Genomic DNA, 26,015 nt, shown 5'->3' with positions numbered 1-26,015 from the left:
TCTTTACGGCCAGTTTTTCGTGTCGTGGTCTGGATGTTGATGATTGATCACCTCAGGCCCGTCATCGCCAAATGTTTTGACGGGCAGTTCGTGCAACGTATCAAACGATTTGATGCGCGCCTCCACATCCAATTGCTTGTTGGGCGCGACCTTGTTTGGGTCATCAAATGCGCCAATTGCCAACGAAATGCCATCACCGTGCCATTCATATGTCAGCGGCGTGCCGCAATCTTTGCAAAAGCCGCGTTTTGCAATGTTTGAGCTTTCAAAATAGCTCACCTCACCGCGCGTCCATGTCACCAGATCGTCTTTAAAAGTCGCAAAGGCGCCAAAATATCCGCCGGTTTGCTTTTGGCACATACGGCAATGGCAAATTGAGGGCCAAAAATCATCGCCATGCGCTTGGAAGCGCACGGCGCCGCATTGGCAGCCGCCGCTATGGATTGTCTCAGTCATTAGCAAACCTCCCAATTGGTGATGCGGTTGCCCGCATCGTCCTTACCGTCTTTTAGTTTGACGCCCATTGCGGCCAGCTCGTCGCGAATAGCATCAGCTTCGCCCCATTCTTTGGCGTTCAAATGATCAAGCCGCGCTGCAATCTTGGCTTCAATCTCATCAGCATTTTTGTGGCTTGGTGCCGCGCCTTGCGCCTCTTCAAATGCTTTCATGCCATCAAAGGTCACCAAACCAAGCAATTGCAGCGATCCGAACAAGCGCCGCGCATTGTGTTCGCGATCACCGCCTGCGTGCCGGTGCAGTTCCGCCAGCACACCCGACATGTTCAAGTCATTCGCCAAGAGCGCGAGCAGTTTCGAGCATGGACCAAGTGCCTGATATTCTTCGCGGTTCTCTTCACAGAAATGCAGCCCCAACTTCAGCATGGTTGTTTTCCAACGATTGAGGTTTTTCTCCGCCTCCTCAAGCCGCTTTTTGGTGAAATCGATCGGCTCGCGGTGGTTTGTCATCAGCATCGCCAAGCGCAACACATCTCCGGGCCATACCCGTCCGCCGAACTTGTCTGTTTCGAGCAGGTCAGCGATGGTGTAGAAATTGCCCAAACTTTTGGACATTTTCTCGCCTTCGATTTGAAGGAACCCATTGTGCATCCAAACGTTTGCCATATGGCTTGAGCCGTGTGCGCAACGAGATTGGGCTATCTCATTTTCGTGGTGCGGAAATACCAAATCGATGCCGCCACCATGAATATCAAAATGCTTGCCGATATAGCGTTCGGACATGGCTGAACATTCTATGTGCCAACCTGGTCGGCCACGACCCCAAGGGCTATCCCATCCGGGCTGATTTTCATCAGAAAGTTTCCAGAGCACAAAGTCGCCCGGACTTTTCTTATGTGCTTCAACTTCAACACGTGCGCCCGCTTGCATGTCATCCAAGTTGCGATTCGACAATTGGCCATAATCAGGCATTGAAGTGACGTCGAATAGCACTTCACCGCCCGCCTGGTAGGCGTGGCCCTTTTCGATCAAGGTTTCGATCAAAGTGATCATTTCGGCGATATTGTCGGTGGCGCGCGGTTCAATTGTTGGGTCCAAATTCCCAAGTGCTAGCATGTCTTTGCGATATTGATTGGCTGTGCGTTCCGTCACTTCGCGGATCGCTGCGTTCAATTCCATACCGGGATGCTCTTTGACGGCGCGCGCGTTGATCTTGTCGTCAACATCAGTGATGTTGCGCACATAAACCACATGCTCCGTGCCATAAACATGGCGCAAAAGTCGGTAAAGCACGTCAAAGACGATAACCGGTCGCGCGTTACCAATGTGCGCATAGTCATAAACGGTCGGGCCACACACATACATACGCACATTGCTGGCGTCGATTGGAACGAACTGTTCTTTCGTTCGTGTCAGTGTGTTGTAAAGTTGTATTTCAGTCATTTGCCTCAACCATAAACCGAGTTTGCCCGTGGGGCAGCGAGGTCAAATCTGTCTGAAATTGTCAAAGAAGAACCACGCCGCCAGTGTAAATTAGCGAATAATAATGCAGCCGATGATACAGATTGCGTTTTGGTTCATCATAGTGGGCGCACTTTGCAATGCATGTTGAAATAAATCAAGCACCATCTCATGAAAAAGCGCCTGCACGCTCCCGACTAGCGCCCCGTCACTCTTTTCACCGCGCGCACACCACTAAAACACAAGAAGCCAAGCGGGCCGAACAAAAATGTTATCGGCAGGCATGGTAATATCGCCCAAAAACTTATGCATTCACGACGCCCTGCACGACATATCCACGCTCCAACGAGCAAATCAAATGCCAAGAAATGAACCCAACCAGCCAATACACTTGAAGGATGTGTGAATAGCTCCAACACTTCATCGAATGTACCAAATCCTCCGGCATCGGCGGGATAGAGCACCAACAAGGTTAAATAGCCAAACGACAGGATGGCCGGCAAAACGATCCCAGCAATTCTGTCCGACCAAACCGGCATAAGAGGCGAAGCAAGCAGTACAAGCCATCCAACAATCGCCAAAATACCAGCAACACTAAACGCAAACTGAAAGTCCATAACCCACTCCTGAAATTATACAAGAACACCTATTGCATATTCCTTGCATATGCAAGCATTATGCAATAGATATGGTTTATGGATGATTTGAACGTTATAAATGCCTTACGTCTTTTACAATCGGCTGAAGAGTTGCGCGCAAGGCTCGCCGGCGAGTTTTCATCGGTTCACGGCATATCGGTAAATGAGTTTTTTCTGCTTATGCAGCTAAGAAATGCACCGAAACAGAGGCTCTCTCGCACTGAACTCGCTAAACGTATGCATGTGAGCGCCTCCACTGTGACACGCATGGTTGCTCCCATGGAGAAGATTGGGATGGTTGATCGAATGATTGACGATCGCGACGCCCGTCTGGCATTTGTGGTGCTAACTTCGGCGGGTCAAGACCGACTGAGTGAAGCACTAGCGACTTTTGCCAAACAAGCCGGGTATGCATTCCAAGACAGATGGACGGACGCAGAAATGAAACAATTTTCCGCTTTGCTTTTCCGGTTGGTCGCGGGAACACCTGCAAACCTAACATAAAGAAAAGCGCCGCCAAATGGCGACGCTTCAAATTCAGTTCTTGCTTTGGTTAAGGGATTAGCCCTTTTTCACACGATAATTGTCGTGGCACGCTTTGCAGCTGCCGCCCAAAACTGGAACGGCTGCACCAGCAGTCGCATCTGCTTCCAACTTGTCAAAGATCGCGATGAAGTCATCCCACTCTTCCCAAATTTTTGGGCTAGCTTCGGATTTTTCGCTCATCGATCCTTCAGGAAACAACAATTTCAATTCAGCTGCCTTGGCAGCAACGGTTGCAGTGTCGCCCGCTTTGAGCGCCCCGCCCATTGCTTTCATCGCGGCTTGCCGCGCGGCGATTGGATCATCTTGCGCCACAATCGGTGCGCTTATTGCAGTCAATGACAGGCCGATTGTTGCGGCTAGAAGCAGTTTAAATTTCATGGTGCATCCCTTCTCCAAAGTATTCTCCAACTACAGTATTAATCGCAACTGCGGCAAAACAAAGTTACATTTTAGAAAGGAGACCTCACAAACTCGTGAGCGGCAACAACAATTAACTAGACCTTTTCCAGCTCTTTGGCGTGCAACCAATCAGCGTGTTTTGGCGCTTTTTTGGTCTTCGACCACTCTTCCAACATGTCCCATTTCACGCTATCGAGACGATTTAGCAGCTCTTCTTCTTTGGGGTCGGGACAAGCCAGTTCAACACGGTGTCCGTTTGGGTCGAAGAAGTAGATTGAATGGAAAATTGAATGATCGGTGACGCCGAGCACGTCAACGCCATTTGCTTCCAAATGCTCCTTGAATTCGATTAGCTCATCACGGTCTTTCACTTTAAACGCAATGTGCTGCACCCATACCGGGGTGTTCTCGTCACGTCCCATTTCTGGCTTTGTTGGAAGCTCAAAGAACGCCAGCACATTTCCATTCCCTGCATCTAAGAACAAGTGCATGTAAGGATCCGGCTCGTGGGTTGATGGCACGTGGTCTTCTGCGATTGCTAAGACGAAATCCATATTGAGCATCTTGGTGTACCACTCAACGGTTTCTTTGGCGTCTTTACAGCGATACGCAACATGGTGGATTTGTTCGATCTTCATTTTGTCCTCGCAAAATTAGTTTCATCTGTAACTATATATGCAAGATAGTTTCATTTGTTACTAATTGCAAGCTTTGGTTATTTGCTGATTTCGATTTGCTGTTTGATCTCGCCCAAGGGGCTTGAACCATCGTCAGCGACGAACTGAATTGAAACTTCGTCACCCGCTTTTAGAAAAGGCGTGGTTGCTTTCTCGTTCTTCTGCTTTTCCGCTGTGCGTGCTTCGACAATGCAAGAAAACCCGACACCATCTGATCCGATCGGCAATATTTCATCATGCGTGTTGGCCACGGTTCCCGAGCCCAGAATTGTCCCTGCCCCAAGGTTTCGGGTGCGCGCAGCTTCAGAAATAAGCTGAGTGAAATCAAACAGCATATCGACTTCCGTGCGCGGCTGGCCGATCATTATGCCATTCACGCGGGACTGCAGCTTACCTGATAGTTTTTTGCCGTCCCAAGCGTCGCCAAACTCATCAGGCGTTGCAACAACTGGCCCAAAGCTGGATGAAGGCTTAGCGTGGAAGAAACCAAATCCACCCTGTAAGTCATCTGCGACCAGGCGGCGCAATGAAACATCATTGCAGATCGTCACCAGTCGAACAGCGTCGGCAACATCCTCTGGCGCGCTTCCCATTTTGACGGGCCCGAGAATCACCGCAAGCTCCGCCTCAAAATCAACGGCCAAATCATCGCTAGGCACCACCACATCATCGTGCGCGGCAAGCAACGTGTCTGAACCACCTTGATACATAATTGGACGCTCAGCCTGAAGCTCGGCATCTTTTGACCCTTTTGCTGATCGAACGCGTTCGAGATGGCTCATATAGGCGCTAGCATCAATCCACTGAAAAGCCCTTGGCAATGGTGCCATGGCGGCAGATGCGTCGAAGGGCTTACCAGAGATGTCGCCGCCATTGAGTTGATCACTGAGCTTTTGCAGTTGTGGCGCGACCTCATCCCAGTTGTCTAATGCGGCCTGCAATGTCGGCGCAATTGCACTTGCCTGCGTAAAACGCGAAAGATCTTTTGAGACAACAGCAAGTTGACCATCGGGTGCGCCATTGCGCAAAGTTGCAAGCTTCATAATTTCTTCTCAGCCAAGGATTATTGAGTCAAATTTAATACGGTTTTGAGAAGCTTGTGCCAAGAACATTTAATCTTTGCCATCAAATCGGCAGATTGATGGATTATTTGGGCCTAATTGGGAAAATTTGTGAGTAGATTCGTGCAGCGTTTTCTGGCGGTTATTGTTGCTGTGGTTGTTTGTTTGGGCGCGGGTGCCGAAGCAATGGCCCAATCTGATAGCTGTAGCGCACTTCAGCGCAAGATTCGCGCTTATGAACGCAACTCCGATTTTCGCGATGGTCGAGAAAATGACCAGATCGCTCGCGAAGCGCTTGCCTCGGTTAAAAAGTGGGAAAGCGAATTTGTGCGCGGAGGCTGCCAAAAGGTTCTCAATGCCGGCGGCCGCCTTAACCGCACGTGCAGATCAATTGCTCGCCGGATTAAGAGCGACAGAAGTGACTATACAAACGCGGTTGCACGCGTCAAAAAAGGCAGCCAAGTCGCTGCAGCCCGAGAAGCCGCTTTGCTGCAATATGCACGCTTTGGCTGTGCAAACCGCTCAAGTGGCTCGGTTACGCGTACTGAAGTAAAACCAGAACGCAAAACCTTGTTTGAGCGTCTTTTTGGTGGTGGCGACGACCGCATTAATGATGGCGACTTTTACGATTTCAACATGACCACTTATCGCACGGTTTGTGCGCGAACATGCGACGGCTATTATTGGCCAGTTAGCTTTTCGACCGTCAAAGACAATATCTACAGCGATGCGGGCACATGCGAATCTCAGGCTGCTGTCGGCGAGGTCTCATTGTATTATTATGCCAACCAGGGCGGCTCGCCTGAAGATATGGTCGACATCAATGGTCAGCGCTATGCTGACAGCCCAAACGCGTTCAAATATCGCCGCGAATATGATGCAGCATGCAACATTAAACAAACAGAGGTGTTTGGGATTATTCAGGCGGGTGAAGATGGTGACTATTCACAAGCCATCATTTCGTTCGGCGATATCAGCTTCCCGTTACCGCGCCGCGATCCACGCCAAGTCCAAGAAATACAAGTAGCGACGGCAAGCTACGTTCCCTTGCCGCGCCCCCGCCCTAATCGCGAGGGCGAAAGCGTCGTTGCAGTTGTCGCTCAGCCTATGGACAGCGCGCTGCGCGTTGTCACCGTTGGCAACAAACAGGTTAGGATAGTCGGTCCTGACACGCCTTACGCCCCAGTAACGGCAGCAGGGTCTTAAGTTCTGGACCGTGCGATTGACCTGTTAGGGCTAGACGAAGTGGCATAAAGAGCCCCTTGCCCTTGCGACCGGTTTCACTTTTCAGCTGATTGGTCCACTCGCCCCACGTGTTTTCGTCCCATGGCTCAGCGGGCAGCATTTCGCGCGAAGCATCGATAAACGCGCGGTCTTCATCAGCCACAACAGAATCAACATCGCCTTTGACCAAGTCGCGCCAAACCGTCACTTCGTCGAACTTTGAAAGGTTCTCGTGCACGGCATTCCATAGCGCCTCCGCATCTTCCAAACCAAGTTCGTCCAAACGATCCTTTACGTCTTCGTAGCTCAGGTGGTGAACCATGCGGGCGTTAAAACCATCAAGTTCAGCCGGATCAAAACGTGCCGAATTGCGCGACACCATTGAAACATCAAATGTCTCTGCCAATTCTTCAAGCGAGGCATGCGGCGCAACCGGCTGGCTAGTGCCAGTCAAAATAGCAATCAATGCAACCGCGAGTGCCTCATAGCCTTCTTCACGCAAATTGGTGATTGAAAGCGAGCCTTTGCGCTTAGAAAAGCCTTCGCCTGTCGCATCGGTGAGCAAATTGTGGTGACCAAATGTAGGTGCCTTAGCGCCCAACGCCTCAAACAGTTCAATTTGAGCGCCCGTGTTTGTCACATGGTCCTCGCCGCGGATGATGTGGGTTACGCCCATTTCAATGTCGTCAACAACAGATGGCAAAGTGTACAAATAACTGCCATCTTCGCGGATCAACACTGGATCTGACATGGTGTCTGTATGCACTTTTTGCGCACCACGCACTACATCTTCGAACACGACTTCTTTGCCCTCAAGCTTAAAGCGCCAATGCGGCTTGCGGCCCTCGGCTTCTAGCTTGGCTTTGTCTTCATCGGTCAAGTCTAGAGCGGCACGATCGTAAATTGGAGGTTTGCCCATGGCGCGAGCGCGGGCACGGCGACGATCAAGCTCATCAGATGTTTCGTAACATGGGTACAAACGCCCTGCTTCGATCAGTTTGTCGCGTGCCGCATCGTGAGATGCCTTTCGCTCTGACTGGCGTTCCAAGCGGTGTGGTTTGATGCCAAGCCAAGCAAGATCCACTTCGATTGCGTCGGCATATTCTTTTTTCGAACGTTCTAAATCGGTATCATCAAAACGCAGAATGAACTGACCACCCGTTTTGAGTGCAAACATCCAGTTCATCAAGGCAGGACGGGCGTTGCCCAAGTGGATATAGCCTGTTGGAGAAGGCGCGAAGCGCACAACTGTCGTCATTGAATTAGTTCCCTTGGTCTCGATAACCGTTGGTGATTGGATATTTGCGGCCAAAACCAAACGCTTTTGCGGTCAATTTTGGACCTGGCGCTGATTGGCGACGCTTATATTCGGCGATATAGAGCAATTTTTGGACTTTGGCGACTATTTCCGCATCAAAGCCTTCGGCAATTATCTCTTCAACAGATTCTTCACCTTCTACAAACTTTTGCAGAATAGCGTCTAGCATTGGATATGGCGGCAAACTGTCTTGGTCTTTTTGATCTTCACGCAATTCAGCACTTGGTGCCTTGGTGATGATTGAAGTTGGAATTACCTCACCTTTAGGCCCCAAACAATCATCTGGCATATTGTTGTTGCGCCATTCAGCAAGGTGATAAACTTGCATCTTGTACAAATCTTTGATGGGATTAAAGCCGCCATTCATGTCGCCATAAATGGTTGCGTAACCCACAGCCATCTCCGATTTGTTGCCGGTGGTCAAAAGCATCGAGCCAAGTTTGTTGGACACACCCATAAGATATGTGCCGCGCATCCGCGACTGAATATTCTCCTCTGCAAGGCCCGGCGCAAGACTTTCAAAGATCGGCGAGAGCGCATCGTTTGCTGCTTCAACGGCGTCGCCAATTGAAACAACATCATAGCGCACGCCAAGTCGTTCAGCGCAGTCCTTGGCGTCTTTGAGGCTTTCTTCAGATGTGTATCGATAGGGCAACATGATGCAGTGTACGTTCTCAGCGCCCAAGGCATCGACTGCGAGCGCTGCCACTATTGCGCTATCAATGCCGCCAGAAAGACCCAGCACGACTGATTTAAAGTGGTTTTTGTGAATATAGTCACGCAGGCCCACAACACACGCGCGCCAAGGGGCTTCGTCTTCAGAACCAAGATTGGTCACCTGCGGTTCATTGCAAACCCACTGCTCATCTTCACGTTCCCAATCGGAAATGAGCAATTGCTCTTCGAAGCTCTTTGCTTGGAACGCTAAGGAACGGTCCGCATTCAATCCAAATGAGGCGCCATCAAAAACCAGTTCGTCTTGGCCTCCAACCTGATTGAGATAAAGTAGAGGCAAATCTGTTTCAACAATCCGCTGCACCACTTCATTCATGCGCACATCTTGCTTGTTGCGCCAGTAAGGCGAACCGTTTGGACAAAGCAGCATTTCAGCGCCGGTTTCAGCCAAGCACTCGCAAACGTCCGGCCACCAAATATCCTCGCAGATCGGCACGCCGATACGCACATCGTGAATATTGAAGGGCCCGGGCAATCCGCCAGCTTCGAAATAACGCATTTCGTAAAAAACATCGTCGTTGGGCAAATCATGCTTAGCGCGCCAATCAACAATTTTTCCATTTTGCGCCAAAAGGACAGCATTAAAAAGCTTATCGCTTTCGCGCCAGACGCAAGGGATTAACGCAGCGATGTGTTGACCCTTGGTCTCTTCTGCCAACAGGCACGCGGTTTCCATTGCGTCTGCCACAAACTTTGGCTTGAACAAAAGGTCTTCGGGGAAGTAGCCAGTGATAAACAGTTCTGGATAAAGGATGATATCGGCTTTGGCGGCAATTGCTTCGGCCAGCGCCTTTTTTCCTTTTTCAAGATTGTTTGATAGCGCGCCAACGGTGGGGTTGAGTTGAGCAAGCGCGATGCGCAATTTATCAGTCACAAAGAAGGTCCAGAACTGGTCAAAAACTGCGCTAGATGTAACGATTCAGCGGTCGATAAGCAAGGCGTGCCATCGCAAACAAAAAACGCGCCCCTAGTCGGCGCGCGTTTTGAGAAACTCTCGCTTTGTGTTTCGTCTAAAAATCAACAGAGATCTCGGCCAGAATGCCGTAACGCCACATTGAGAATGCATCGATGTCGCTTACATAGTCCTGCAAGGTTACACTGCCATCTGTTTCGTAAACTGAATCGGTGTCAGTATCCGTCGCATCTGTAATTGTGGCGACCTCGTATCGAGCTTCGCCCCGGCCATTTAGATACCAAGCACGTCCGCCAACGCGGAAGTTCCAGTTGTCCATTTTGGTTCCAACCATGAGTTCGCCAGCTGCACCATAACCGACGCCTTCAAATGTTGTTGGCCCCGACTGGACGCTAACGTAACTGCCCGCATCAACCGTTGGAAACAACGTGGCAGCGGTCGTTCCGCTTATCATTGCATAAGGAATTGCTGCGACTTCGCCCGAAATGCTAAATGCGCCAAAGTCTGCATCACCAGACACGCCAAGTCGCAATGCATTGATACTAATGTCGTTTTCAGAACTATCGCCACCATAAACCGCTTCACCGGTGGTCGAACTCCATGAGACATCTGATGCACTATCAATTGCTGCGTAGTTCGCTCGCCCCATGTCAGGTGAATCGTTCCAATACTGGTAGCCGACAATTCCGCCAAAACCGGTTCTTGTCTCGCCTTCTTCCCAGACCAAGGGCTGATATCCAAAATCGACGACAGCATAAGCTACACGCCCGTCGATAATGGCACCGCTGCTTGGTGTTGCGGTGTTAGTATAATCACCTGATATCAGCGCAGAGTAACCACCATATGCCTTCAGATAACTGTTCGTCGCCAGATCATTCAGACGAAGGTAGCCTTCTGCGATGTGCGAAGTATCGCTGGCATTAAATGAATATCCAAATAGCCCAACATCTTGCGAGCCCATGGAATACCAGTATCGAACACCTGCTTCGAATTCCATATCTGGAGACATTGACTCGTCCCAGCTATTGTAGCTGCCACGCATCTCTGGGTAGTCCAAATCAGCTGCCAAAGCCTGGCTTGCGCACCCAAGTGCTGCCACTGAAACCATCAATCCAAAACCAAGACGCCGCATTGCTATCTCCAACTGCGCAGAACAAATCACTCGGTTATATTTATGGTTGATTAAGGTTAAGGGGGCGCTAAAAGTCCCTTAACAAACTGATAATACAAGAAAAAACACCGCCCTATTTCTAAGGCGGTGTTCGGTATAATTTTTGCTTTATATTGACCCGTTAGATCGCAGCCAAGTTGCGTGGACGAATTGGCCGCTGGTCGCGCATTTCTTCTGCAACCAAAAATGCCAACTCAAGCGCTTGCGACGCATTGAGGCGTGGATCGCAGTGCGTATGGTAGCGGCTTTCAAGATCCGCCTCAGTCACTGCGGAGGAACCACCGACACACTCGGTCACATCTGCACCAGTCATTTCCACATGAACGCCACCGGCATATGTGCCGAGCTGGCGATGCACTTCAAAGAAGCTCTTCACTTCTGAAAGCACAGAGTCAAACGGACGTGTTTTATATCCGGTTGAGGCTTTGACCGTGTTGCCGTGCATTGGATCGCAAGACCAAACAACGGTACGACCTTCGCTTTTAACAAGCTCGACCAAACGTGGCAACTCATCATTGATTTTTTCTGCGCCAAAGCGCGTAATCAATGTAAGGCGACCTGCTTCGTTTTCTGGGTTCAGCTTGTCCAACAAACGCTTGAAATCGTCGTTAGACAGCGATGGACCACATTTCAAACCAATCGGGTTTTTGATACCCGAGAAGAACTCAACATGGGCTTCACTCGGATCGCGTGTACGGTCACCAATCCACAGCATATGGCCCGAAGTTGCGTACCAATCATTGGTGATCGAATCGCGACGGGTCAGCGCCTGTTCGTAGCCCAAAAGCAATGCTTCGTGGCTCGTGTAGAACTTGGTTTCGCGCAGTTGCGGCGTATTTTCGGCCGTAATGCCCAATGCGCGCATAAAATCAATCGCGTCATCGATCTTCTTCGCCAGCTCTTCATATTGCTGGTAAGAAGATGTGTCTTTGATGAATTCCATCGTCCATTCGTGCGTGCGCTCGAGGTTAGCGTAGCCACCTGATGCGAAAGCACGAATTAGGTTTAGTGTCGCTGCTGACTGACGATAGGCCATGGACATACGGTTTGGATCAGGCACTCGAGATGCCTCATCAAAGTCGATGCCGTTAATAATGTCGCCGCGATAGCTTGGAAGCTCGACGCCATCAATGGTTTCGTTGTCAGATGAACGTGGTTTAGCAAATTGCCCTGCAACTCGACCAACTTTTACGACAGGTTTTGAACCGCCAGAAGTCAGTACGACTGCCATTTGCAAGAACACACGGAAAAAATCACGGATGTGATCTGCATGGTGTTCCGCAAAGCTTTCGGCGCAATCGCCGCCTTGCAACAAAAATGCTTTGCCGTGCGCTACATCGGCCAGCTGCTCTTTGAGTCCGCGCGTTTCGCCTGCAAATACGAGCGGCGGAAATGATGATAGGCGCTCTTCAACAGCTGCCAGCTCCGCCTTATCTGGATAAGCCGGAACCTGGCGGATGTCTTTCGATCTCCAGCTATCAGGTGTCCAGTTACTCATTATTCTACTCGCTTTCAAATCTATTTCGACTAATGAACCCGAAGGATTTAGCAAACTTTTGTCCAGCAAACTAGTAACGATTGGCAAAACCCGTCCAAAATTATACTAAAAGCGACCTTGCACCACATTCTTATAAATATTTGCCATGTTATTGTCTGACAAAGAGAAGTTGAAATTGGCCATATGGAGCGGATATGCGTGATCTCGACCACAAGCACACCCATGAAGCAATCAGAAAACGCTTGGGTGCTGGCCCGAACATTTCATATTTGCGCGATTGGATTTATGGGGGCATTGACGGCGCTGTAACAACATTTGCCATCGTCGCTGGTGTAGTTGGAGCTGAGTTATCCGCGGGTATTGTGCTGGTGCTCGGCGTGGCAAACCTACTGGCGGACGGCTTTTCGATGGCAGCCTCCAACTATTCGGGAACCAAAGCAGAAATTGATGATTATGAGCGGGTTCGTGCAGCGGAAATCCGACACATCAAAAACCACCCCGAAGGTGAACGCGAAGAAGTGCGTCAGATTTTTGCTGGCAAGGGGTTTGAAGGTGCAGAGCTTGAAGAAATTGTCCACCTCGTGACCAACAACCAAGAAATGTGGTTAGAAGTAATGCTGGCTGAGGAATATGGCATTGCGGCGGTGCAACGTTCGCCTGCGAAAGCGGCGCTCGCGACATTTTGGGCATTCATCGTTTGCGGCGCGGTGCCACTAGTCCCCTATTTGTTTGGCTTGCCAGCCAGCGCAGCGCTTGCAGCTGCAATGACTGGCGTTGTGTTTCTAGCTATCGGCGCCGCCAAATCGCTCTGGTCCACTTCAAGCTGGTACATGAGCGCATTGGAAACATTCGCCATTGGCATGTCGGCTGCAGGCATGGCTTATGCCGTCGGCGCATTGCTTAAGACAGCATTTGGCGTCGCGTAACAACGCTACTCGACGCGCTTGCCGTTTTCGATCACATAGCTCGGCGCCTTCAGCGTCACCAGCTCTTCAGCAGCTGTTGGGTGCACCGCAATTGTACGATCAAAATCGGCTTTTGTTGCGCCCATCGAGACGGCGATGCCTACCATCTGGATCATTTCGCCGGACGCAGGGCCAACAATGTGTACGCCAAGCACCTTGTCTGTTTGTGCATCTGTGATCAGCTTGAACATCATTTTTTCTGGACGCGAAGTAAGGGTGTTTTGCATCGGCCGGAATGTCGAAACATATACATTTACCTTGTCGTGGGTGCTCGCGGCGTCTTGCTCGGTCATCCCAACAGTTCCGATTTCGGGCTCAGAGAACACTGCGGTTGGTATAATTGAATGGTCGACCGCGGTTGGATTGTTGTTGTAAACCGTTTCAACAAATGCTGCGCCTTCTCGGATAGCGACCGGCGTCAAGTTCGCTCTGTTGGTCACATCGCCAACTGCGTAAATTGATGGGCAGCTGGTTTGTGAATATGCATCCACATGAATAGCGCGCCCAGCGTTTAGCTTAACGTCCGCACTGTCCAAACCAAGACCTTCAATATTTGGGATGCGGCCGGTAGCAAACATCACCTCGCCAAATTCGGTGACTTCGCCCGACGAGAAACTGACATCTATATTCCCCGATGCACAACGATCCATACGCGAGATTTCTGCACCAAGTTTGATATCGACGCCTCGATCTTTCATCTGCTGAGCCACCATTTCGCGCACATCTTGGTCAAAGCCGCGCAAAATTTGGTCGCCGCGATATAGCAGCGTTGTTTCAACGCCTAAGCCCGCAAAAATGCCTGCAAACTCTACTGCAATGTAGCCGCCACCATTAACGAGGATTTTCTTCGGCAGCTTTTGAAGGTGAAACGCCTCGTTCGAAGTGATCCCCATTTCCGCGCCCGGAATATTTGGCACGAACGGACGTCCACCTGTTGCGATGAGAATGCGCTCAGCTGAGAGTTCCTCGCCCGCTTTAGCGAGTTTGACGCTGCTTGGACCGGTTACCACACCGCGATCGCGGATGATTTCAACATTCGCGCCGCCCAAAATGTTACCGTAAATGCCTTCAAGGCGGTCAATTTCCTTGTCCTTGTTCGCAAGAAGCGTTGACCAGTCAAATTCTGGCTCGCCAAATGACCAACCAAAGCTCTGAGCGACTTCAAATTGCTCCGGGTATCGGCTTGCAAGAACAAATAGTTTCTTTGGAACACAACCACGGATTACGCAGGTCCCACCCAAACGGTATTCTTCAATAATTGCCACTTTCGCGCCGTATGTTGAGGCCATGCGAGCTGCGCGGACGCCGCCAGAACCTGCGCCAATAACAACCAAATCGAAATGACGTGACATGAAGATACTCCGGGAAATGAAAAATTGTTGGCTTGGATTGAACATAAAAAAGCCCCGCAAACAAGATGCGGGGCTTCACGAATTCGGGAACGAGACGATTTGACTAGATGTCAAAACCCCGTTCTTTGAGAAGGGTGCGAAGTTTAATCGCAATTTCAGTTTCTAGATTTGACTTCCAGATACCTGCGGCTGCTTCCAAGTTTGCGCCAACGGCTTGGTTGTTGGCCAAGAGTTTCGTGCCGACTGGTGTTTCATAAAAAGCAATAATTTCATTTAGCTCTTCAACCGAAAAGCGAGCTGCGTAAATTCGGGCAAAGCTATCATGAAGTTCATTGGTACCATCAAAATAGCTAGTGGCGACGTCTTTAGCAGCCGTTGCAATTGACGCTGCGATTTCTGGATTTTGTTGAATAGTCAACTCCATCGCCTTTTTTGAGATTTCAACGATCACTCGTTCATAGAGATGACTGGTGTCAGTCATTTGCACGTATTTTTTTGCCAACGCCAAATGCTCAGGGCCAATTTCTTGCGCCTGTGCGCTGAAAGACACAACCATTGCTGTCGCTGCAGCAATAATCCAAGTGGTGAGTTGTTTCATCAAAGCCATCAATTTGATCCTATTAAACCGTTTCGCCCATTGTGACGACGCCCTCTGGGCTTGCCAAGTATGCAGCTGCACATAGGTTGATAAATAGCCCATGCTGCACAACGCCCGGCACTTCCAGCAGTGCACTTGATAGTGCTTTTGCATCTGAAATGCGGCCAAAAGATGCATCAAGGATAAAATGGCCGCCATCTGTTTCAAATGGTTGACCGTCGCTGCCGGCACGCAAGACAAGATCACCCTGCGCCTTAAAGTCATTCATGATCTTTTTGACAAGGTTTGTCGTCGCTCCAAGACCGAATTTATTCACTTCAATCGGCAGTGGGAAAGCACCAAGCTGGTCGACAATCTTACTTGTGTCGGCAATCACGACCATTTTGGCAGAAGCTGCTGCTACAATCTTTTCGCGCAACAAAGCGCCGCCGCCACCTTTAATCAAAACCTGATTGCTATCGATTTCGTCCGCTCCGTCGACGGTGACATCAAGTGCATCAATTTCATCAAGTGTGGTGAGCGGAATGTTCAGCGACCGTGCTTGCGCCGCGGTTGCTTCGGAAGTCGGCACGCAAAGGCACTCAAATCCGTTTGCCACTTCAGCACCGAGATAGTCGACAAAATGCTTGGCTGTGGAACCTGTGCCTAGACCGATGCGCATCCCCGAACGCACTTCTTGCATCGCTGCCTTTGCGGCTTGTTTTTTTAGATCGTCACTCATAAATGTGCGCCCTTTAGTCTGTGTCCTAGCCAATTTTTTCCTGCCACATAGCAGTGATACAGACCGCTTCACAATAATTTTATAAGAATGAGTACAATAAACTGAACAATTGAAGTTTGCGCAAACGATGTGTTAACCATAATATCTCAATTGTGGAATGCTTATTATTGGACGTGCTCGTGCGCCGGTGCACTAGAGCTTGAGGAAATGAGATGAAGATTTTTAAGATTGGGGCGGCAGTATTGATGTCGCTAGTGATGTTGTCATTTGTGACAACAACCGCACAGGCAAAACGGGTTTATGATCCGATCAAAAAAGAATGGTACGACACCGACGATGTCACACGTGGCGCGCGCGGCGGATCAAAGATCAAACGCCAAGAAGTTGCGTACGAGACAAAGTACAAGGCTGGCACCATTATTGTTGAGACATCCGAACGTCGCTTGTATTTGGTTTTGGGCAACGGCCGCGCAATGAAATATGGCGTTGGTGTTGGTCGCGACGGCTTCCGTTGGGCAGGCACGCACCGCATCACACGCAAAGCTGAATGGCCAGGTTGGACACCACCACCAGCCATGCGCAAACGCGTACCAGGGCTGCCGGCCTACATGCCCGGCGGGCCGAAAAACCCTCTTGGCGCACGTGCACTTTACATCGGCAGCACCATCTATCGTCTTCACGGGACAGCTGAGCCGTGGACAATTGGTCATGCCGTTTCTTCAGGCTGCATCCGTCTGACAAATAATGATATTGTTGACCTGTACAATCGTACAAAGGTTGGCGCCCGAGTGATCGTTCGTCACTAGCGTTTACAAGATCACCAAATTTTGAAGGCCGTCACGCAAATTGTGGGCGGCCTTTTTTGTTGAACCAATTGCCAACTCCCGGCGAGCCAAATAGATTACTGCACATGATAAAGCCTTCTAACAGCAATCGCCCACTCATCGACAATTTTGGCCGACACGTGGAATATTTGCGTATTTCAGTGACCGACCGCTGTGATTTCCGTTGCACTTACTGCATGTCGGAGAACATGAGCTTTCTGCCCAAAAGCCAAGTGCTGAGCCTAGAAGAAATCGAACAGATAGCCTCAGTGTTTATTGCGCGTGGCGTGAAGAAACTACGTCTAACGGGTGGGGAACCGTTGGTTCGTCGCGATATCATGACTTTGGTTCAGCGCCTCGGTGCACATTTGGGAAATGGTTTGGAAGAACTGACGCTAACAACCAACGGCAGCCAACTGCGCCGACACGCCACTGCATTGGCTGAAAGTGGTGTTCGCCGCGTAAATGTCTCGCTCGACACGAGAGACGCTGCAAAATTTGCAGAAATTACCCGTTGGGGGAGGCTTAGCCAGGTTCTTGACGGCATTGATGCCGCCCTAGAGGCCGGACTAAAGGTGAAAATCAACATGGTCGCGCTCAAAGGCGAAAACGACCACGAGATTGCCCCTATGCTCGAATGGGCCCATTCAAAGGGCATGGACCTAACGCTAATTGAAACGATGCCAATGGGCGCGGTCGATATTGAACGGGCGGACCAGTATTTGCCACTTTCTACGGTCCAAGAAGAACTATCGCAATCTTACACGCTGCACGATGATCTACATAAGACCGGCGGGCCTGCGCGCTATTTACGCATTGAAGAGACCGGCGGTCGGCTGGGACTAATCACACCCCTCACCCACAATTTCTGTGAAGGATGCAATCGAGTTCGCATGACGGCAACTGGCGATCTTTATTTGTGTCTTGGACAAGACGATATGGTGCGCCTGCGTGATCCATTGCGCGAAGGCGGCGTTGAAGCCGTCGACAAGCTGCTTGATCATGCAATGGATATCAAGCCCAAAGGGCATGACTTTGAAATTGATCGCAAAAAGCCGCAACGCAGCGTTTCTCGTCACATGTCAGTAACAGGCGGATAGACACCTAGTCGTCGTCTTTTCCAACAAATTCAAGCGGCAGCGCCGTTGTGTATTTGATCTGCTCCATAGCAAATGATGAGCTAACATCACTCATCGACATTTCTGCGATAAGTTTTTGGTAGAAGCGGTCATAGTGCGCGATATCTGGCACGACGACGCGCAACACATAATCAACGTCACCGCTCATGCGATAAAACTCGACCACCTCGTCATGGGCTTCAACGACGGCCGCAAACTCTTTGAGCCATTTGTCATGATGCTGGTTGGTGCGCACTGAAACAAAAACGGTAACGCCCGCATTTACCTTCGCGGGGTCCAAAATCGCAACGCGACGTTTGATGACACCATCTTCTTCCATCTTTTGGATGCGGCGCCAGCATGGTGTGGTTGAAAGGCCAACTTTTTTGCCAATTTCTGCCACAGGAGTTGTGGAGTCTTTTTGCAAAAGCGCGAGGATTTTTCGATCAATCTTGTCAAGCACGGAAATGCCTTTCATAGGAAATCATGCTAAATGGAGCTGCGTTTCTACACTGAATTGGAAAATCTAGCAACCTATTCACCCATTGATGGAATTGACTTCTTCTTAGAGAAAATTCGCCAGCCATTCAAAAACACTGAACCCGCCACCTTGAATTTGTGATTTTTGTCGCCAGTTTTGTGGCGTATCAAATTCACCCTGCCAAATGCCAAAACCGCTTCTTCGCGCTATTGCTTCGTCAAACTCATAGTCGCCATAGCTGATAGCCCAACCGTGGGTGACCATCCATTTGCCAATGTCTTTGCCCTGCACTTCGCAAATTGCCAAGTACCGGCGATACTTGTCGCGTCCACTTACGCGGCATTGGACTAGATCGCCGCCGATCAATTCGGTCAAAGCCCGTTTTGCACTTTGACCGCACGCCCAGGCGGCTCCATTTGCGTTACATTCTTGATCAAGTTCGGGGGCGTCTATCCCCTTTATTCGGACATTTTCACCGGCAACTTCAAGGCTGTCGCCGTCGACAACTCTTGCAACACCACTGATATTGCTGGGCAATTCGTCACTAGTGGCCAATACCATCCAAATCAGCGCAGCCCCAAACAACAGCGCAATCGCAAAGCGCATGGCAAATTGAAGAAGTTTCAAAATTCTTGGCAGCTGCATCAGGACCGTAACCAGAGATTAACCATCATTGGCTAGTCTTTTGATATCAGAGATTTGCGCTCAGCGCCGGACAATTTGTGAGTATTGCGTTTCATGTCCACAACATCACTGCAAAACCAAGCAGGAAAAACACGTCCTAGCGCGTCACGGTCGCGTCAGCGGACGGTTAGTGATGCGCGGCAAAAACTCACATCAAGTTCCGGCACCAAAGCGTCTTACGACTTTGAATTGCTTAGCGAATATGCGAACACGCGTTTGTCAGGCGCATGGGGCATGCCGGTATTGATAATCGTGCTCGCACTTCTGGCGCTTTTGTGGGTAAAGCCCCTCGCGGTTGCCATTTGGTCAGGCGCAGTTATTGCCACACACCTCTGCGTTGTTTTGACATGTCGCCAATTTCTGAATGCCGAAAAAATTGAATTTGAAGCGCGACGCCGCACGACAACCTTTATTATTGTTGAAAGCGTTTATGGGTTGGCATGGGCCAGCTTGGCCGTTTTCCCTTTTATGAACCTAAGCCCGGATGTATTTGTTATCCAATGGGCCATCTTGATGGTGGGAATTGCGGCAAACGCTATTTCTAGTCGCGCGATTCCTGCGGCAACGCTTGCAAATTCTCTTCCAGCGATTATCGCCGTGGGCGCCACGCTAGTTCTACATGGTGGCATGCTGAGCTACGCTTTGGCTGTTCTCGCCATTGGTGGTGGCGTGTTCTTCAACTATCTATCGCGCACCTTGCATAGTTCTGCGCTTAAATCGATCGAACACCGTGCTGAAAAAGATTCTCTGATCTTTGAGCTTGAAGAAGCCAAGCTCATGTCCGACGAAGCACGGCGCGAGGCAGAGCAAGCCAACATCGCCAAGTCACGTTTCTTGGCCACAATGAGCCACGAACTGCGCACACCGCTTAACGCAATTATTGGTTTTTCAGAAGTTATGAAGTCTGAATTGCTGGGTCCAATGGAAAACCCACAATATAAAGACTATGCGGGTGACATCCACGCATCTGGCGAACATTTGCTTAATCTCATCAATGAATTGCTCGACCTGTCGCGCATTGAAGCGGGCAAGTATGACCTAAGCGAAGAAGCCATTTCCCTCGTCGATATTGGTGAAGACTGTCGTCGTATGTTGGAAATTCGCGCCCGTGCCAAGAGCATCGAACTTGTTGCAGACTTCAACGATGATTTGCCGCGTCTTTGGGGCGATGAACGCGCCATCCGTCAGGTTTGTCTGAACCTCTTGTCGAATGCCATCAAATTTACCCCTGAAGGTGGACGGATCATATTCAAAATAGGTGAAGGCGAAGACAGCACTCAAATCATGTCTGTGCGCGACAATGGTCCTGGTATTCCTGAAAGCGAAATCGCCACAGTGCTCTCGTCATTTGGGCAAGGTTCGCTTGCGGCGAAAACGGCTGAACAAGGCGCGGGCCTTGGCCTGCCGATCGTTCAGAAGATTATGGAATTGCACCAAGGTCGCTTTGATCTATTCTCAAAACTTCGCTTTGGCACTGAGGCCATTGCAAGCTTCCCGAAATCTCGGGTGATGAATGCAATGGCGCCAGTTGTCAAAAAGCGCAAGCTTGAAATCTACGCAAAGTCATAGACTTACAGTTTTTAGTTTTGTGACTTACCTGCTACCGCAGCTTCTTCGAATGTCGCCATGTTATTGTGGACATGCAACGCTGTCTTAACAATTGAAGCGGCGATTGCGGCACCTGAGCCTTCACCCAAACGCATACCTAAATCGAACAGTGGCTTCTTGCCCATCTTAGCCAACACACCACTGTGCGCTGCTTCTGCGGATTGGTGCGCAAAGATGCAGTGATCAAGCGCCATTGGGTTGGCGGCATAAACAACTGCCGCCGCTGCAGTGGCCACAAAACCATCAACGATCACCGGAATCTTATTGTGGCGCGCCGCAATGATCGCACCTGCCATAGCTGCAATCTCGCGCCCCCCGAGCCTTGCCAGCGCGTCAAATGGTGTTTTCAAATGGTCTTTGTGTATTTCAAGACCGCGATCAACTGCATTTGCTTTGCGCGCCAGACCTTCATCGTCGACGCCTGTGCCTCGACCAACCCAGTCTTCGCCAGAACGGCCAAACAGCGCTGCATAAACAGCTGCTGCTGATGTTGTGTTGCCGATCCCCATCTCACCGATACACAACAGGTCTGGCTTTCCAGCGATTGCTTCCATTCCGTAAGCAAGAGTGGCGGCACAGGTTTTGTCGTCCATTGCCGCTTCTTGCGTAAAATCACCGGTTGGCAATTCAAGTGCCAGTTCAAACACCCGCAAATTCAACTCGTGCAGCGCGCAAAGCTGAGAAATTGCAGCGCCGCCATTTGTGAAGTTGGCGACCATTTGCACGGTGACTTCGGGTGGAAATGCGGAAACACCTTGTGCGGTCACGCCGTGATTGCCAGCAAAAATCGCAACCATTGGATTGTTCAGTGTTGGCTTGCCTTTTTCCTGCCAGCGGGCCAAATGCTCGACCATTTTTTCCAACTCACCAAGCGATCCGGCTGGTTTGGTCAATTGTGCGTCGCGCGCGCGGACTTCATCCACAGCTTGTTCGCTGCCAAGTGGCAAAAGCGCCAACAATTCTTCAAAATCGGCGAAAGGACTTTTTACGGTAGGTTCTGACATGCTATCGACTCGTGGATCAGTTAATGGGGTCGCTCTTCTTACCCCAGTTGTGAGGAAATGCAATTGACCAAAAGCGGCAAGACGTCTGCACCAAAGCCACGAAACGACAATCGCGGCGATGCGCCACAGGATCAAACCAAAACCAACTTGGTTGAAGCCATGCTGATGGGATTGCGGTTCTATTCGCGTTTGCCAGCCGGTGACTATGGCCATGATAAGTTTGATTTTGCGGCTATGGTGCGCCCTCTTGCTTTCCCAAGCCTGATTATTGGAGCTGGACCAGCTTTTGTTTTGCTACTGCTGTGCGTTCTTGGCGTTCCTGCCTATTTTGCGGCAGCGTTCGCAGTGGGTCTTTCTGCAATTGTCACCGGCGCCATGGCCGAGGATGCATTTGCTGACGCGATGGACGGGCTCTTTGGTGGGCAAACGCTAGAGCGCAAGCTTGAGATCATGCACGACAGTCGACATGGCACCTATGGTGTGTTGGGCATCGTTGCACCCTTTGCGTTGCGTGTTTTTAGCCTTGGCGCCCTTGCAACGGTGGCCCCTGTTGCGGCGGCAGCCATCTGGCTGGGTGCTGGCGTTTTGGCTAGATCCGGCGCAACTTGGATAGCGCAACAGCTCCCCCCTGCCCGCGCTGACGGTATTTCGGCAAATGCAGGCAGTTTAGAAACCAAATCATGTTACATTGGTATCGCGCTCGCAGTAGCCGTGTCGTTTCTACTTATGGTGCCGCTTGGTGGCTTGGGTCGCTGGCTATTAGCACTGATCTTTGCCTCTGTCGCGCTGTTTTTGTGGCGCATGTTGCTTGGCAAAATGTTGGGCGGACAGACAGGCGACACAATAGGTGCTGCGCAGTTGCTACTTGAAATCGCCATATTGTCTTCCTTTATGTTGGGTGTGGGGCAATAACCGCGCGAGCTTCGCGCCACCAAGGAGATAATGATGCTCTTTATCGGGATGGCCCTGATTGTTGCAGTGGCACTTGCGTTTTTGATTTCCGCTGACGTGGGCTCACTAATTGGCCTACAGCAGGATCAGTTCGGTCAACTAGTGGTTATGGTCGCTGTACTTGTTTTGGTTGCAGGCGGCAGCTTTGGTCGCCGCATCCGTTTCAATGAAATGCTTTCTGGCGCGATTTTGTGGGTCGGCATTTTTGCGCTCGCGATCTTTGGCTACAGCTTTCGCACAGAACTCGAACAATATGGATCGCGCTTTCTTTCGGAACTAAACCCAGGTTCAGCATATGTAAGCGAAGCAGGAGACACAGTGCGCTTTCGGCGCTCCATGGGCGGCTCATTTATCGTGGCAGGAGAGGTAAATGGTGGCGATGTGCGCTTCATTTTCGACACAGGTGCAACCTCTGTCGTTCTCACTGTTGATGATGCAAAACGTGCTGGCGTAAACATTGAACAATTGCGCTACAATGTCCCCGTGCAAACGGCAAACGGCGAAGCGCGTGCAGCATTCACACGGCTTGAAACGATCAAGGTTGGCAACATTGAACGGCGCAATATTGATGCGTTTGTGGCCGAACGCGGACGGCTGGAAACCAGCCTTTTAGGCATGACTTTTTTGGAGACGCTGACATCTTACACCGTCACCAAAGACGCACTCGAATTGCGAGATTAGCTGGCTTCGGCTAGCAAACGACCAGCTTTCAATATCTCAAATGCATCCGCAATAAGTTGCGGCGATGCCCCCGGCTTCACCGCCTCAACAGTGAGCAACTGGCGGTAACGGCGCGCACCAGGCTTGCCGAAACCAAGGCCAAGCATATGGCGCACAATTTGATTCAATTTGGCGCCCTTAGTCATTTGAATTTCAGCATAATTCATCATCACTTCACAAAGTGAATCAAGTGAGATGCTTTCACTTTTGTCACCGAAATACCGCTGATCGACGTCAAACAACAATCCCGGATTATGATAAGCGGCGCGGCCAAGCATCACGCCGTCGACATGCTGCAAATGCTCGTCGCACTGCTCTAGGGTTTCAATGCCGCCATTGATCATTAGCGGCAGATCACCGACATGTTTTTTGAGCCGATAGACACGGTCATAGTCCAGCGGTGGAACTTCTCGGTTCTCTTTCGGCGACAAACCTTTCAGCCACGCTTTGCGCGCATGGACATAAAGCGCGCCCACCTTGGCTTCGAGCATGTGGTCAACGAAAATGCGCAAGTCCTCTTCGCTGTCCTGATCATCAATACCAATACGGCATTTAACGGTGACGGGACGGTCTGTGGCGTCCCGCATGGCGCGCACGCAGTCGGCAACCAATTCTGGCTCAGCCATCAAGCATGCGCCAAATTTTCCTGACTGGACGCGATCAGATGGACAGCCCACATTGAGGTTGATCTCGTCATATTTGAATTGGTCACACAAAGAAGTCGCTTTTGCTAACTCAGCCGGATCAGAGCCGCCCAATTGCACCGCGATTGGATGCTCCACATCGTCATTGTAATTGAGCAACCAGTCAGCGCCACCGCGGATCAGTGCCGCACTGGTCACCATTTCGGTGAACAACAACGCATGCCGCGACAAATGGCGGTGGAAAAACCGACAATTTTTGTCTGTCCATTCCATCATCGGTGCAACGGAAAATGTACGTGCTTTGGGGTCCAAAATCACTGCCTAGCTCTGCAAACTCAAGAATGGGGCGCGTTATAGGACCAAAAGCTGAGTTTGGCAAAGACATAAAACTAGCTTTGATCACACGCGCTGACAAATGCAGCGAAAATTCTTTTGCTATGGTTTGTCGACAACATCTTTTCTGGGTGCCACTGCACCCCAACGGCGAACCGATATTTGGGCAACTCAATCGCTTCGATAATCCCGTCCGGAGCATAAGCACTGACTTGCACTTCATCTGACACTTCCACAAGCGCCTCGCGGTGAAAGGTATTGGTTTCAATTTTGTCGACGCCAAGGATTTGATGAAGCTTGGTACCCGCAACAATGCTGATCCAGTGCGCGCGACCGTCTTGGTCATGAATTTGCGCATCCGGTTCTGTAGCGACTAGGTCCGGGGTCATTTTTGCGCCATGCAAGCAGCCAAGAAGCTGCATGCCCGCGCATATGCCCAAAACAGGCTTGTCGAGGGCAAGTAAACCTTTGATCAGCGCTGTTTCGATCGCCAACCGGTCAGAGGACGGCGAATTCGAAGTTAAGTCATCCCTGTAACAGCTATCAGCATAAGCAAACCGACCACCGGGACACAAAAGCCCATCGCACTTAGAAATAATGTCTGCCAATATCTCAGTTTCATACGGCACACCGAGCGGTAAGGCACCGGCCTGGGTGATGGCAGTGAAATACCCCTTCCCCATGGCGTATTGGTTGCCACCGGAACTGGTGTTCTCGTCCATCAAAACAGCAACAATTGGTTTGGTCAGGTTCTGCATAATTCCTTCGCTTGTGAACAATAACAACGCTAGATGTGCCGCAACAGTCTCATCAACTCAACTTGCGTACTTACACCCATTTTTTGCATCGCATTTTTCATTTGATTGCGCACAGTATTTACACTTACCTGCCTTTGGATGGAAATGTCCCGCAATGGATGCCCACACGAAAACCGTTCTATAATGCTCGCCTCGGCAGACGTAAGGCCAAACCGCTTTTCGAGTCGTCCGGCTTGATCAATTGAATGTCGGTGTTCCGCTAAAGTTATCAGCAACACAGGTTTGTCGGGAGAAAATGAAAACGGAATTGGAACTTCAAACGGTTCAATTTTGGCGAACCTCATTTCAAACGTACCGAGTTCTGGCAAAAATCCCGTCGTGATTGTTGGGCGAATAGAGCTTGGCGACAACATGCCGAATAACGCAACTTGATAGTCAAGCGCACAATTGACATCAAGCATATGTAATCTATCACTTCGCCCAATTGCAAAAACCTTCTCTTTTTCAATAAGCGATTTTGCGACATCATTTGCATAAATCAGCATTCCTGCTGCGCTTACCACGCAAATTGCTCCAACCCTGCTGCCGTGTCGTTCAGTCTCAACATTTGCTTTGATTTGTTCTTCGCCAATGACCAACGACATCGCGAACGCTTGGCGAATATGTGGAATAAGAAACTCCGCAGTTGCTTGCCATTCCCGTTCCAAAAAGTCGTTATCGTTCCGACGAATATTTGCGCCCAAAACGATCGTTCTAGAATACTCTCTGGAAACAACACCGCCAACGCCGCGTACAATGTCTTCTTGTGGGCGCAACCATTCGTTATATAACACTGATCGCTCCACTTCCCGGCGACCAAGTACCTCATCGGTACTCCAAATCTTGTTGGCGCCAAGCTGCTGAAAAGCCTGCAACCAGGAATCGTGTCTGCCATAGGTAGAACCATATGAAGCAAGGAATTCAGGGCTAAGGTTTGGCGTGATAGGCTGGAAAGGTTGCTGTGCATTCGCACCAATTCCAATCAGGAATGACTGTGGAACACCAGTCACTTGCGAAAGCATGCCAACAAACTCGCTCCAATACTGCCCGTCCATTGCCGCCTGATATAAGAGTTTTGTTAGGCTCGAGAATTGCTCCAAACTAACCACTTTTGCTACA

General features: G+C 50.3%; 27 protein-coding genes. 8 read left to right on the top strand and 19 right to left on the bottom strand.

Annotated elements, in window-relative coordinates:
* Nucleotides 1–3: 3 nt before the first annotated feature.
* The 3 genes from QQL65_RS11635 to QQL65_RS11625 all read right to left on the bottom strand — a co-directional run bounded on the left by QQL65_RS11635 (nucleotide 4) and on the right by QQL65_RS11625 (nucleotide 2,533).
* On the bottom strand, nucleotides 4–456 hold the full coding sequence (locus QQL65_RS11635; RefSeq protein ID WP_284364711.1) for a GFA family protein: 453 nt from the start codon (nucleotides 454–456) through the stop codon (nucleotides 4–6).
* Entirely contained in the window at nucleotides 456–1,898 is a 1,443-nt protein-coding gene (gene cysS, locus QQL65_RS11630; protein ID WP_284364709.1) for a cysteine--tRNA ligase, read from the bottom strand. The genes QQL65_RS11635 and cysS overlap by 1 nt, the downstream gene beginning before the upstream one ends.
* A 215-nt stretch (nucleotides 1,899–2,113) precedes the next feature.
* Entirely contained in the window at nucleotides 2,114–2,533 is a 420-nt protein-coding gene (locus QQL65_RS11625) for an ABA4-like family protein (RefSeq protein WP_284364707.1), read from the bottom strand.
* A gap of 78 nt (nucleotides 2,534–2,611) precedes the next feature.
* On the opposite strand from QQL65_RS11625, the gene QQL65_RS11620 reads away from it, so the two are divergent.
* A complete protein-coding gene (locus QQL65_RS11620; RefSeq protein ID WP_284364705.1) occupies nucleotides 2,612–3,058 on the top strand; it encodes a MarR family winged helix-turn-helix transcriptional regulator in 447 nt (148 codons plus the stop codon).
* A gap of 57 nt (nucleotides 3,059–3,115) precedes the next feature.
* Here the strand turns inward: QQL65_RS11620 and QQL65_RS11615 are convergent, their stop codons facing one another.
* From QQL65_RS11615 to QQL65_RS11605, 3 genes are all read right to left on the bottom strand, one after another.
* The gene (locus QQL65_RS11615; RefSeq protein WP_284364703.1) at nucleotides 3,116–3,478 is read right to left on the bottom strand and encodes a c-type cytochrome; all 363 of its coding nucleotides are present in this window, start codon (nucleotides 3,476–3,478) and stop codon (nucleotides 3,116–3,118) included.
* A 116-nt stretch (nucleotides 3,479–3,594) separates the two neighbouring features.
* On the bottom strand, nucleotides 3,595–4,137 hold the full coding sequence (locus QQL65_RS11610; protein WP_284364700.1) for a VOC family protein: 543 nt from the start codon (nucleotides 4,135–4,137) through the stop codon (nucleotides 3,595–3,597).
* 77 nt (nucleotides 4,138–4,214) lie between these two features.
* The gene (locus QQL65_RS11605) at nucleotides 4,215–5,219 is read right to left on the bottom strand and encodes a fumarylacetoacetate hydrolase family protein (RefSeq protein ID WP_284364697.1); all 1,005 of its coding nucleotides are present in this window, start codon (nucleotides 5,217–5,219) and stop codon (nucleotides 4,215–4,217) included.
* Nucleotides 5,220–5,348: 129 nt separating this feature from the next.
* On the opposite strand from QQL65_RS11605, the gene QQL65_RS11600 reads away from it, so the two are divergent.
* Nucleotides 5,349–6,443, top strand: a complete 1,095-nt coding sequence (locus QQL65_RS11600) for a DUF2865 domain-containing protein (RefSeq protein WP_284364695.1) — start codon at nucleotides 5,349–5,351, stop codon at nucleotides 6,441–6,443.
* Here QQL65_RS11600 and gltX read toward each other — a convergent pair.
* From gltX to QQL65_RS11580, 4 genes are all read right to left on the bottom strand, one after another.
* On the bottom strand, nucleotides 6,388–7,719 hold the full coding sequence (gltX, locus tag QQL65_RS11595) for a glutamate--tRNA ligase (protein WP_284364693.1): 1,332 nt from the start codon (nucleotides 7,717–7,719) through the stop codon (nucleotides 6,388–6,390). The genes QQL65_RS11600 and gltX overlap by 56 nt on opposite strands.
* Nucleotides 7,720–7,723: 4 nt before the next feature.
* A complete protein-coding gene (locus tag QQL65_RS11590) occupies nucleotides 7,724–9,388 on the bottom strand; it encodes an NAD+ synthase (protein ID WP_284364691.1) in 1,665 nt (554 codons plus the stop codon).
* A 136-nt stretch (nucleotides 9,389–9,524) separates the two neighbouring features.
* A complete protein-coding gene (locus QQL65_RS11585; RefSeq protein ID WP_284364688.1) occupies nucleotides 9,525–10,559 on the bottom strand; it encodes a hypothetical protein in 1,035 nt (344 codons plus the stop codon).
* 160 nt (nucleotides 10,560–10,719) lie between these two features.
* The gene (locus QQL65_RS11580) at nucleotides 10,720–12,099 is read right to left on the bottom strand and encodes a class II 3-deoxy-7-phosphoheptulonate synthase (protein WP_284366276.1); all 1,380 of its coding nucleotides are present in this window, start codon (nucleotides 12,097–12,099) and stop codon (nucleotides 10,720–10,722) included.
* Nucleotides 12,100–12,290: 191 nt separating this feature from the next.
* Here QQL65_RS11580 and QQL65_RS11575 point away from each other — a divergent pair, with 191 nt between their 5' ends.
* Entirely contained in the window at nucleotides 12,291–13,022 is a 732-nt protein-coding gene (locus tag QQL65_RS11575; protein ID WP_284364685.1) for a VIT1/CCC1 transporter family protein, read from the top strand.
* 5 nt (nucleotides 13,023–13,027) lie between these two features.
* On the opposite strand, the gene gor is transcribed toward QQL65_RS11575, so the two are convergent.
* From gor to rpiA, 3 genes are all read right to left on the bottom strand, one after another.
* On the bottom strand, nucleotides 13,028–14,413 hold the full coding sequence (gor, locus tag QQL65_RS11570; RefSeq protein ID WP_284364683.1) for a glutathione-disulfide reductase: 1,386 nt from the start codon (nucleotides 14,411–14,413) through the stop codon (nucleotides 13,028–13,030).
* Between the two features lie 103 nt (nucleotides 14,414–14,516).
* Nucleotides 14,517–15,020 carry a DUF2059 domain-containing protein gene (locus QQL65_RS11565; protein ID WP_284364681.1) on the bottom strand — a complete coding sequence of 168 codons (504 nt, stop codon included), beginning with the start codon at nucleotides 15,018–15,020 and terminating at the stop codon, nucleotides 14,517–14,519.
* Between the two features lie 13 nt (nucleotides 15,021–15,033).
* Nucleotides 15,034–15,732, bottom strand: coding sequence for a ribose-5-phosphate isomerase RpiA (rpiA, locus tag QQL65_RS11560; RefSeq protein ID WP_284364679.1), 699 nt, complete (start codon nucleotides 15,730–15,732; stop codon nucleotides 15,034–15,036).
* 212 nt (nucleotides 15,733–15,944) lie between these two features.
* Here rpiA and QQL65_RS11555 point away from each other — a divergent pair, with 212 nt between their 5' ends.
* Nucleotides 15,945–16,538: a L,D-transpeptidase gene (locus QQL65_RS11555; protein ID WP_284364677.1), complete on the top strand. Its 594-nt coding sequence runs from the start codon at nucleotides 15,945–15,947 to the stop codon at nucleotides 16,536–16,538.
* 104 nt (nucleotides 16,539–16,642) lie between these two features.
* Nucleotides 16,643–17,656 (top strand): GTP 3',8-cyclase MoaA, encoded by a 1,014-nt coding sequence (gene moaA / locus QQL65_RS11550; RefSeq protein ID WP_284364676.1) that lies wholly within the window; start codon nucleotides 16,643–16,645, stop codon nucleotides 17,654–17,656.
* Nucleotides 17,657–17,660: 4 nt separating this feature from the next.
* On the opposite strand, the gene QQL65_RS11545 is transcribed toward moaA, so the two are convergent.
* Nucleotides 17,661–18,152 (bottom strand): Lrp/AsnC family transcriptional regulator, encoded by a 492-nt coding sequence (locus tag QQL65_RS11545; RefSeq protein WP_284364674.1) that lies wholly within the window; start codon nucleotides 18,150–18,152, stop codon nucleotides 17,661–17,663.
* A gap of 87 nt (nucleotides 18,153–18,239) precedes the next feature.
* Entirely contained in the window at nucleotides 18,240–18,782 is a 543-nt protein-coding gene (locus tag QQL65_RS11540; RefSeq protein WP_284364672.1) for a thermonuclease family protein, read from the bottom strand.
* A gap of 111 nt (nucleotides 18,783–18,893) precedes the next feature.
* Between QQL65_RS11540 and QQL65_RS11535 the strand changes: the two genes are divergently transcribed.
* Nucleotides 18,894–20,408: a sensor histidine kinase gene (locus tag QQL65_RS11535; RefSeq protein ID WP_284364670.1), complete on the top strand. Its 1,515-nt coding sequence runs from the start codon at nucleotides 18,894–18,896 to the stop codon at nucleotides 20,406–20,408.
* 11 nt (nucleotides 20,409–20,419) lie between these two features.
* On the opposite strand, the gene cobT is transcribed toward QQL65_RS11535, so the two are convergent.
* The gene (cobT, locus tag QQL65_RS11530; RefSeq protein WP_284364668.1) at nucleotides 20,420–21,451 is read right to left on the bottom strand and encodes a nicotinate-nucleotide--dimethylbenzimidazole phosphoribosyltransferase; all 1,032 of its coding nucleotides are present in this window, start codon (nucleotides 21,449–21,451) and stop codon (nucleotides 20,420–20,422) included.
* A gap of 57 nt (nucleotides 21,452–21,508) precedes the next feature.
* Between cobT and QQL65_RS11525 the strand changes: the two genes are divergently transcribed.
* Together QQL65_RS11525 and QQL65_RS11520 are read left to right on the top strand one after the other, a co-directional pair.
* Nucleotides 21,509–22,363: an adenosylcobinamide-GDP ribazoletransferase gene (locus QQL65_RS11525; protein ID WP_284364665.1), complete on the top strand. Its 855-nt coding sequence runs from the start codon at nucleotides 21,509–21,511 to the stop codon at nucleotides 22,361–22,363.
* A 30-nt stretch (nucleotides 22,364–22,393) separates the two neighbouring features.
* On the top strand, nucleotides 22,394–23,083 hold the full coding sequence (locus QQL65_RS11520) for a retropepsin-like aspartic protease family protein (RefSeq protein ID WP_284364663.1): 690 nt from the start codon (nucleotides 22,394–22,396) through the stop codon (nucleotides 23,081–23,083).
* On the opposite strand, the gene dusA is transcribed toward QQL65_RS11520, so the two are convergent.
* The 3 genes from dusA to QQL65_RS11505 form a co-directional block, all read right to left on the bottom strand.
* A complete protein-coding gene (dusA, locus tag QQL65_RS11515) occupies nucleotides 23,080–24,078 on the bottom strand; it encodes a tRNA dihydrouridine(20/20a) synthase DusA (protein WP_284366274.1) in 999 nt (332 codons plus the stop codon). The two genes, QQL65_RS11520 and dusA, sit on opposite strands and share 4 nt — an antisense overlap.
* 77 nt (nucleotides 24,079–24,155) lie before the next feature.
* Entirely contained in the window at nucleotides 24,156–24,857 is a 702-nt protein-coding gene (locus QQL65_RS11510) for a gamma-glutamyl-gamma-aminobutyrate hydrolase family protein (protein ID WP_284364660.1), read from the bottom strand.
* 29 nt (nucleotides 24,858–24,886) lie between these two features.
* Entirely contained in the window at nucleotides 24,887–25,951 is a 1,065-nt protein-coding gene (locus QQL65_RS11505; RefSeq protein ID WP_284364658.1) for a helix-turn-helix transcriptional regulator, read from the bottom strand.
* Nucleotides 25,952–26,015 lie beyond the last annotated feature (64 nt).

The sequence above is a fragment of the Maritalea porphyrae genome, assembly GCF_030159895.1.
Lineage (GTDB): Bacteria > Pseudomonadota > Alphaproteobacteria > Rhizobiales > Devosiaceae > Maritalea > Maritalea porphyrae.
Note: the sequence above shows the minus strand (reverse complement) of the source record. Positions and strands in the feature narration are given on the sequence as shown.